8 protein-coding genes and 1 tRNA gene are annotated in these 8,108 nt (G+C 38.7%); 3 read left to right on the top strand and 6 right to left on the bottom strand.

What is annotated here, in order from left to right; all coding sequences use genetic code 11:
• Window positions 1-92 precede the first annotated feature (92 nt).
• From thyX to QT76_RS04380, 4 genes are read right to left on the bottom strand one after another with little or no spacing between them, the layout of a single operon-like run.
• Window positions 93-719: an FAD-dependent thymidylate synthase gene (gene thyX / locus QT76_RS04395; RefSeq protein WP_000451960.1), complete on the bottom strand. Its 627-nt coding sequence runs from the start codon at window positions 717-719 to the stop codon at window positions 93-95.
• Between the two features lie 23 nt (window positions 720-742).
• Window positions 743-2,536, bottom strand: coding sequence for a glutamine--fructose-6-phosphate transaminase (isomerizing) (gene glmS, locus QT76_RS04390; protein ID WP_033616750.1), 1,794 nt, complete (start codon window positions 2,534-2,536; stop codon window positions 743-745).
• Window positions 2,537-2,776 carry a DUF2443 domain-containing protein gene (locus QT76_RS04385; RefSeq protein ID WP_000461837.1) on the bottom strand — a complete coding sequence of 80 codons (240 nt, stop codon included), beginning with the start codon at window positions 2,774-2,776 and terminating at the stop codon, window positions 2,537-2,539.
• 34 nt (window positions 2,777-2,810) lie between these two features.
• Window positions 2,811-3,353 carry a nucleoside phosphorylase-I family protein gene (locus QT76_RS04380; RefSeq protein ID WP_033616749.1) on the bottom strand — a complete coding sequence of 181 codons (543 nt, stop codon included), beginning with the start codon at window positions 3,351-3,353 and terminating at the stop codon, window positions 2,811-2,813.
• Window positions 3,354-3,508: 155 nt separating this feature from the next.
• On the opposite strand from QT76_RS04380, the gene dnaA reads away from it, so the two are divergent.
• Together dnaA and QT76_RS04365 are read left to right on the top strand one after the other, a co-directional pair.
• Window positions 3,509-4,876, top strand: coding sequence for a chromosomal replication initiator protein DnaA (gene dnaA, locus QT76_RS04375; RefSeq protein WP_033616748.1), 1,368 nt, complete (start codon window positions 3,509-3,511; stop codon window positions 4,874-4,876).
• Between the two features lie 228 nt (window positions 4,877-5,104).
• A complete protein-coding gene (locus QT76_RS04365) occupies window positions 5,105-6,544 on the top strand; it encodes a hypothetical protein (RefSeq protein WP_033616747.1) in 1,440 nt (479 codons plus the stop codon).
• Between the two features lie 2 nt (window positions 6,545-6,546).
• Here the strand turns inward: QT76_RS04365 and QT76_RS04360 are convergent.
• Window positions 6,547-6,622: transfer RNA gene (locus QT76_RS04360), tRNA-Phe, on the bottom strand.
• A 101-nt stretch (window positions 6,623-6,723) separates the two neighbouring features.
• Here QT76_RS04360 and QT76_RS04355 point away from each other — a divergent pair.
• Window positions 6,724-7,476 carry an exodeoxyribonuclease III gene (locus QT76_RS04355; RefSeq protein ID WP_033616746.1) on the top strand — a complete coding sequence of 251 codons (753 nt, stop codon included), beginning with the start codon at window positions 6,724-6,726 and terminating at the stop codon, window positions 7,474-7,476.
• Here the strand turns inward: QT76_RS04355 and QT76_RS04350 are convergent.
• Window positions 7,473-8,108 (bottom strand): outer membrane protein, encoded by a 636-nt coding sequence (locus QT76_RS04350; RefSeq protein ID WP_033616745.1) that lies wholly within the window; start codon window positions 8,106-8,108, stop codon window positions 7,473-7,475. The two genes, QT76_RS04355 and QT76_RS04350, sit on opposite strands and share 4 nt — an antisense overlap.

Genomic DNA, 8,108 nt, shown 5'->3' with positions numbered 1-8,108 from the left:
CCCCCTTAAAACTCCTCATTTTACAAACGCTAAAAATAAGGCGTTTTTAAAACATTTAAAGAATGAGCGTTACTAAGCGGCATTGTTTAAAACTAATGTTTCAAACAATCTTCAAACAAATATTGATGCTCGCCAGGTAAAGCGTCAAATAAAGCTTTGGCTAAATCTTGCATTTCTTTTAAGGCTTTATTACTGCTTCTTAAAGTCAATAAATTTTGCAAGCTCCTAGCGTTAATGCTATAAGCTAAATGCGTTTTATAGCTTTCAGGCATGGCGTATTTGGCTAAATCGTTTTTAATGTTATGCTCGCTCAATAAAACCCTTAGATTTTCTAAAGCCAAAACGCTCATTGCATTCACTTTTTCATTATCCACGAACACTAAAAACTCTTTGGCTCTTTCTAAATTCGTTTCATTAAGGGGTAAAAAGCTCTCCACTTCTTTCAATTCCCTTAAAGTGTAACGGCTTGATTTCACGCTCAAGCTCGCTATTCGATGCCGGCTCAATTCTTGCAACGCCCCCCTGCTCAAACCCTTGATTTCAAAATTGTAATAAAGATGCTCTAAAGTGGAAGAATGCCTGAAAATATTCCCCACCCTGTGGATCAAATCCTTATCTTTACAGCCTCCATTATCGCTATATTCAAAACTCTGCCAGCAAGTGCGGATCGCTTGGCTCGCAATGTCTAAAGGGGTGTAATGCTTGCAAATCACTTCCATTATTTGACTCCTAATATCGCTTTTTATTCCACGGTAACGCTTTTAGCCAAGTTTCTTGGGTGATCCACATCGTGGTTCAAACGCATAGCGATTTCTAAAGCTAAAATCTGCATCGCTAAATTCATGCGGAAAAATTCCTCCATGTAGCTTTCGCTCTCCTCTAATTGGATAAAATCATCAGCGATCTCTAAAATTTCAGAGCTTAACACGCAAATCGTAGAATCCCTAGCGCTCAATTCTTCAATATTGCTTTTGGTTTTATCAAATAATAAGTGCTTAGACAATAGAGCAATGGTAAAAAGATTGGAATCCACTAGCGCAATAGGCCCATGCTTCATTTCCGCGCTCGCATACCCCTCAGCGTGCAAGTAGCTGATTTCTTTAAGTTTCAACGCCCCTTCTAAAGCGAGCGGGTAAAACACATCGCGCCCGATATAAAAAAAGCCATGCCCATGCAAGTAGCGTTTGGATAGGCGTTTGATCTTTTCATGCAATTTAGGCTCTACTTTCATCGCCTTCACGCTATTGAGCATGTTTTTAGCTTGGATTTTTTCTTCTTCTTTAGAGATGGTCCCTAGTTGTTTGCCTACATACACGCTCAAAAGCCACAAAAGCATCACTTGCGAAGAAAACGCCTTAGTGGATGCCACGCTCCTTTCTACCCCCGCTCTAATCAAAAGCGTGTGATCACTAATGCGGCTCATCATGCTAAAAGGAGCGTTACACAAACTGATGGTTTTAAGCCCTTGGGCTTTGGCTAATTTTAAAGCCTCCAAAGTGTCAGCGGTTTCCCCGCTTTGAGAAATCGCTATAAAAAGCTCGTTAGGGTTGCTTTTAAAATGGGCGTAGCGGTATTCGCTCGCTAAAATGGCCCTCGCTCTTATTTTGGCTAACCTTTCAAACAAATACACGCTCGCCAAACTCGCATGGTAACTGCTCCCGCAAGAACACAGCGTGATTTCATTCACATTTTCTAAAAATTCAGGATCGATCTCGCAATACACATTCAAGGCTTCCAAGCGCCCCTCTAAACACTCTAGCAAACTGCTGTGCTGCTCATAAATCTCTTTTTCTAAATAATTCCTAAAATCCCCTTTAGAATGATCTTTATCCTCAAAAGCGTAATCTTTCATGTTTTCAATGTGTTTTAAATCTTTAAAATTTTCTAAAGAAATCTGCCCCACGCTGTTTTCTTCTAAAATGACAAATTGATCCACTTTAGGGGCTAACACGCTCAAACTGGACGCAAAAAACACCCCCTCTTTGCCCTTACCCACAACTAAAGGCGAAGAAGATTTAGCGTAAAAGAGGCTCTCTTTAGCCCTTTTATGGAGCATTAAAATCGCGTAACTCCCTTTTAAAAGGCTGATGCTTTTTTCAAAAGCTTTCAATAAATCGCTCTCGCTTTTAAGCGTTTCTTCTAATAAATGCGCAATGACTTCCGTGTCCGTTTGGCTTAAAAACGCATGCCCTTTGTTTTCCAATTCTTTTTTCAAACTCGCGTAATTTTCAATAATGCCATTATGCACTAAGGCTAAATTTTCTGTAAAATGCGGGTGGGCGTTCGTGCTGCTTGGCTTGCCATGCGTGGCCCATCTGGTGTGAGCGATACTCACGCCAAAATCCAAAAACTCTTTATTTTTAAGTTCTGTTCTGAGGTTTTCTAATTTCCCTTGAGTTTTAAACACTTCCAAATAATCATTGCTCAATACGGCTAAACCCGCGCTGTCATAACCTCTGTATTCCAATTCCTTTAAGCCCTCTAAAAGAATGGATTTTTTCTCGCTATCCCCTATATAACCTACAATCCCGCACATTTAGAACACCAATAACCCTTTTTTGATTTTATTCAAAGCGTTGATAAGCTCCTTCAATCGCTCCACTTCTTCGCTTAATTGCGTAAAAAACGCTTCATTCACGCCCTTTGGCATGTCCATGCTCCCTCTTTTAATTTCAATGAAATCCCCCAAACTCAAATTCGCTAATTTTAAAAGCATTTCAATTTCATTTTGCGAATCTTCAATATCCGCTAAAATCTTGCGTATTTTTTCAAACATGTGATCGCCTTTAATTTAGAATGCTCCATGATAGCTAAACTATTAAACTATCAATGATGTTTTCTAAAATCTGTTTGACTTTGGCGTGGTTTTCTTTAAATTCCTTATGTGCGTTAAGCCCCACATGGTTACTCACGCAAAAAATCCCTTTAGCCTTTAAAGAAAACGCCTTAGCCACGCTTAAGACGCTAAAAAACTCCATGTTTTCTAATAAAACGCCCTTTTGAACCATTTTTTTAGCAAACATTTCACTCGTGTGGATATAGTTACTGCTATTCACGCCCACCCTTTCAAAAAGAGCTTCCTCTTCAGTTTCTATTTGAATGAAATTATCCAAAGGCGTGTAGCTGTTTAAATGGCTAAAACTCTCTTCAATTTGATAGCCTTGAATGCTTTCAAACACGCTTAAAAGCTCCATTTCTGGGCTATAACTCCCCGCGCTCCCTATAAAAATAAGGCTTTCTGTATCAGGGTTTTTTAAACACATTCTCGTTAAATTAATCGCGCTTCCTATCAAGCCCACACCAATAGGCACCGCTTTTTTTAAAGTCTCATTCCTTCCAGCGCAAAGCAGCATGAAAATCCTTTTTTTTTTGCATCCATTAGCTTATTATAAAGCAAGCATTATAGACAAACCCTTAAAAGAAACACCTTAATTTTAAGGCTTCATTCACATTTCATTCACATGTTATTCCTTTTTCATTCACAACTTATTCACGCTATAATAACGCAATGGATACCAACAACAATATTGAAAAAGAAATCTTGGCGCTAGTCAAACAAAAAGTTAGTCTCATAGAGTATGAAAATTGCTTAAGCCAGCTCAAATACAACCCTAACGCGAGCAAGAGCGACATTGCCTTTTTTTATGCCCCTAACACGCTCTTATGCAATTGGATTACAGCCAAACACGGCGCGTTGCTTAAAGAAATTTTAAGCCAAAATAAAGTCGGCATGCATTTAGCCCATAGCGTGGACGTGCGTATTGAAGTAGCGCCTAAAATCCAAATTAACGCCCAACCTAATATCAATTATAAAGCCATAAAAACGAGCGTCAAAGACTCTTACACTTTTGAAAATTTTGTCGTAGGCTCATGCAATAACACCGTTTATGAAATCGCTAAAAAAGTCGCCCAAAGCGATACGCCCCCTTATAACCCGGTGCTTTTTTATGGCGGCACAGGGTTAGGCAAAACGCACATTTTAAACGCTATCGGTAACCATGCCCTAGAAAAGCATAAAAAAGTCGTGTTAGTCACTTCAGAAGACTTTTTGACAGACTTTTTAAAGCATTTAGACAACAAAACCATGGATTCTTTTAAAGCAAAATACCGCCATTGCGACTTTTTCTTGTTAGATGACGCTCAATTTTTGCAAGGAAAACCCAAACTAGAAGAAGAATTTTTCCACACCTTTAACGAATTGCACGCCAACAGCAAACAAATCGTATTGATTTCAGACCGATCGCCTAAAAACATCGCTGGCTTAGAAGATCGCTTAAAATCGCGCTTTGAATGGGGGATAACCGCTAAAGTCATGCCTCCTGATTTAGAAACCAAACTTTCCATTGTCAAACAAAAATGCCAACTCAATCAAATCATTTTGCCTGAAGAGGTGATGGAATACATCGCCCAACACATCAGCGACAATATCCGCCAAATGGAAGGCGCGATCATTAAAATCAGCGTGAACGCGAACTTAATGAACGCCACCATTGATTTGAATCTCGCTAAAACCGTTTTAGAAGATTTGCAAAAAGATCATGCTGAAGGCTCAAGCTTGGAAAATATCTTACTCGCTGTCGCGCAAAGCCTAAATCTCAAATCCAGCGAAATCAAAGTCTCTTCGCGCCAAAAAAATGTCGCTTTGGCGAGAAAATTAGTCGTGTATTTCGCCAGGCTTTATACCCCTAACCCCACGCTTTCGCTCGCTCAATTTTTGGATTTAAAGGATCATTCAAGCATTTCTAAAATGTATTCTAGCGTTAAAAAAATGCTTGAAGAAGAAAAAAGCCCTTTTATCTTAAGCCTTAGAGAAGAAATCAAAAACCGCTTGAACGAATTGAACGATAAAAAAACCGCTTTCAATTCAAGTGAATGAAAAAAGGCTTATGAAAAAGCGTTTCATTCACTTTTTTACACATCCCACAACCCCCCTAAAAACGCGCACCTCTAAAGCTTTTTATTGTTTCATTCCATCCATTCACGTCCCTACTACTGTTACTAATTATTATTAATTAAAGTGTTACTTATCTATAACCTATTTATGACTTTTAATAAACCTTTTTTTAAGCTATAATCCAAAAATCCAAAATAAAAAGGAATAAGCATGAAAAAAACCCTTTGTTTGTCTTTCTTTCTGACCTTCTCTAACCCTCTTCAAGCCCTTGTGATCGAGCTTTTAGAAGAAATTAAAACTTCGCCGCATAAAGGCACTTTTAAGGCTAAAGTCCTTGATTCTAAAGAACCAAAACAAGTTTTAGGCGTTTATAATATCTCCCCACACAAAAAACTCACGCTCACAATCACTCACATATCCACTGCAATTGTCTATCAACCCCTTGATGAAAAACTTTCTTTAGAAACGACCTTAAGCCCTAACCGCCCTACTATCCCTAGAAACACCCAAATCGTTTTTTCTTCAAAAGAATTGAAAGAGTCGCACGCGCACCAAATGCCTTCTTTAAACGCGCCCATGCAAAAACCACAAAACAAACCTAGCTCATCGCAACAATCTCCTCAAAACTTTTCTTACCCAGAGCCCAAATTAGGCTCTAAAAACTCTAAAAACAGCCTTTTGCAGCCTTTAGCAATTCCTAGCAAAATAAGCCCCACTAACGAAGTTAAAACGCCAACAAACGACGCCAAACCCCCTTTAAAACATTCTTCAGAAGATCAAGAAAACAACCTCTTTATAACGCCACCCACTGAAAAAACGCTCCCTAACGACACCCCTAACGCTGATATTAGTGAAAACAATGAAAGCAATGAGAATAAAGATAGTGTGGAAAAACAAGCGATTAGAGATCCCAATGTTAAAGAATTTGCATGCGGAAAGTGGGTTTATGATGATGAAAATTTACAAGCCTATCGCCCAAGCATTTTAAAACGCGTTGATGAAGACAAACAGACTGCGACAGATATTACCCCTTGCGATTACAGCACCGCTGAAAATAAAAGCGGTAAAATCATTACCCCCTATACTAAAATCTCTGTTCATAAAACAGAGCCTTTAGAAGAGCCACAAACTTTTGAAGCTAAAAACAATTTCGCCATTCTTCAAGCCAGAAGCTCTACAGAAAAGTGTAAAAGGGCTAGAGCGAGAAAAGACGGCACAACTAGGCAATGCTATCTGATAGAAGAGCCTTTAAAACAAGCATGGGAGAGTGAGTATGAAATCACCACGCAATTAGTGAAAGCCATTTATGAACGCCCCAAACAAGACGACCAAGTAGAGCCAACTTTTTATGAAACCAGCGAATTGGCTTATTCTTCCACACGAAAAAGCGAAATAACGCGCAATGAATTGAATTTGAATGAAAAATTCATGGAATTTGTGGAAGTGTATGAGGGGCATTATTTAAACGATATAGTCAAAGAGAGCAGTGAATATAAAGAATGGGTTAAAAACCATGTGCGCTTTAAAGAAGGGGTGTGCATGGCCTTAGAAATAGAAGAGCAACCACGAGCCAAAAGCACGCCTTTGAGCATTGAAAACTCTCGTGTGGTGTGTGTCAAAAAGGGGAATTATTTATTCAACGAAGTTTGAAATGGTGGCTTGAGGCGGAATCGAACCACCGACACGAAGATTTTCAGTCTTCTGCTCTACCGACTGAGCTATCAAGCCAAGCGAAGAACAATTATTACATAAAAAAGGTAAAACAAAGCTTAATTTTTAAAAAAATGACTAAAAAGATATAATTCACTCAAAATAAAACAAGGATTACAATGAAATTGATTTCATGGAATGTGAATGGGTTAAGGGCTTGCATGACTAAGGGCTTTATGGATTTTTTCAGTAGCGTTGATGCGGATGTTTTTTGCATTCAAGAATCTAAAATGCAGCAAGAACAAAACACCTTTGAATTTAAAGGGTATTTTGATTTTTGGAATTGCGCGATTAAAAAGGGCTATTCTGGGGTGGTAACCTTCACTAAAAAAGAGCCTTTAAGCGTGAGCTATGGGATTAATATTGAAGAGCATGACAAAGAGGGGCGCGTGGTAACTTGCGAATTTGAGTCCTTTTATTTAGTGAATGTTTATACCCCTAATTCCCAACAAGCCCTATCCAGGCTTAGTTATCGCATGAGTTGGGAAGTGGAATTTAAGAAATTTTTAAAAGCTTTAGAATTGAAAAAACCGGTCATTGTGTGCGGGGATTTGAATGTGGCCCACAATGAAATTGATTTAGAAAACCCCAAAACCAACCGAAAAAATGCCGGCTTTAGCGATGAAGAGAGAGAGAAATTCAGCGAGCTTTTGAACGCCGGTTTTATTGACACTTTCCGTTATTTTTATCCCAATAAAGAAAAGGCTTACACCTGGTGGAGTTATATGCAACAAGCAAGGGATAAAGACATTGGTTGGCGCATTGATTATTTTTTATGCTCTAATCCTTTAAAAACGCGCTTAAAAGACGCTTTAATCTATAAAGATATTTTAGGGAGTGATCATTGCCCAGTGGGGTTGGAATTAGTCTAAAGATAGAAAGTGTGCGAAATAAAGACAGAAAAAAGCCTTACAAAGGCTGAGTCGTATTCAAAAGCAAAAGGCCATTTGATCCCCACTTCAATACTAGCGTCATGGTTGAATAGCACGGTTTGGAATTTAAACCCCACTAAACCCAACATCCTAAAATTGGAAGTTTTGAGCGAAAACCCTTGAATGCTGCGCCAATCGTCAATGATGAAATTCGCACTGTGTTTGGAAATCGTCCATGTGTTTTCGGCAACTTGCATGCCATAGAAGAGGGAAAAAACATACAAGGGGTTTTTATTGTATTCCACGATCAAATCCCCTCCAAAGCCGTAAGTGAACATGTTCGCTTGAGCGCCCGTTCTTTTATTGAGGATGACATTCCCATAATCCATAAAAAAGTAATAGCGCGAATAAAACCAGTAGTGAGTGGGGTTAATCTCCCAGCCTAAAGAAAAGCTCGCCCCTTCAATCGTGCGTTTGAGATCGTTGTATTTTTTCATGATCATTTTCCCTACCTGATATTGAGAAGCCACATAAAAACGGCTTTTGGCTTGCATAATGGTAGGGTTTAAAAAATAAACACTTAAAAATAAAGGGGTTACTTTTTTAAACAAATCCTTTGAAAAAAATTTCAC

This window comes from Helicobacter pylori SA37A, assembly GCF_000476015.1.
GTDB lineage: Bacteria > Campylobacterota > Campylobacteria > Campylobacterales > Helicobacteraceae > Helicobacter > Helicobacter pylori_DB.
The sequence above is the reverse complement of the archived record's forward strand: the minus strand, read 5'-3'. Positions and strand labels throughout refer to the sequence as shown.

Bases quoted from the DNA above. Each gene is read 5' to 3' on its own strand.
- thyX (WP_000451960.1), bottom strand. From the start codon at position 719: ATGGAAGTGATTTGCAAGCATTACACCCCTTTAGACATTGCGAGCCAA.
- QT76_RS04365 (WP_033616747.1), top strand. From the start codon at position 5,105: ATGAAAAAAACCCTTTGTTTGTCTTTCTTTCTGACCTTCTCTAACCCT.
- QT76_RS04355 (WP_033616746.1), top strand. From the start codon at position 6,724: ATGAAATTGATTTCATGGAATGTGAATGGGTTAAGGGCTTGCATGACT.
- QT76_RS04385 (WP_000461837.1), bottom strand. From the start codon at position 2,776: ATGTTTGAAAAAATACGCAAGATTTTAGCGGATATTGAAGATTCGCAA.
- glmS (WP_033616750.1), bottom strand. From the start codon at position 2,536: ATGTGCGGGATTGTAGGTTATATAGGGGATAGCGAGAAAAAATCCATT.
- QT76_RS04380 (WP_033616749.1), bottom strand. From the start codon at position 3,353: ATGCTGCTTTGCGCTGGAAGGAATGAGACTTTAAAAAAAGCGGTGCCT.
- dnaA (WP_033616748.1), top strand. From the start codon at position 3,509: ATGGATACCAACAACAATATTGAAAAAGAAATCTTGGCGCTAGTCAAA.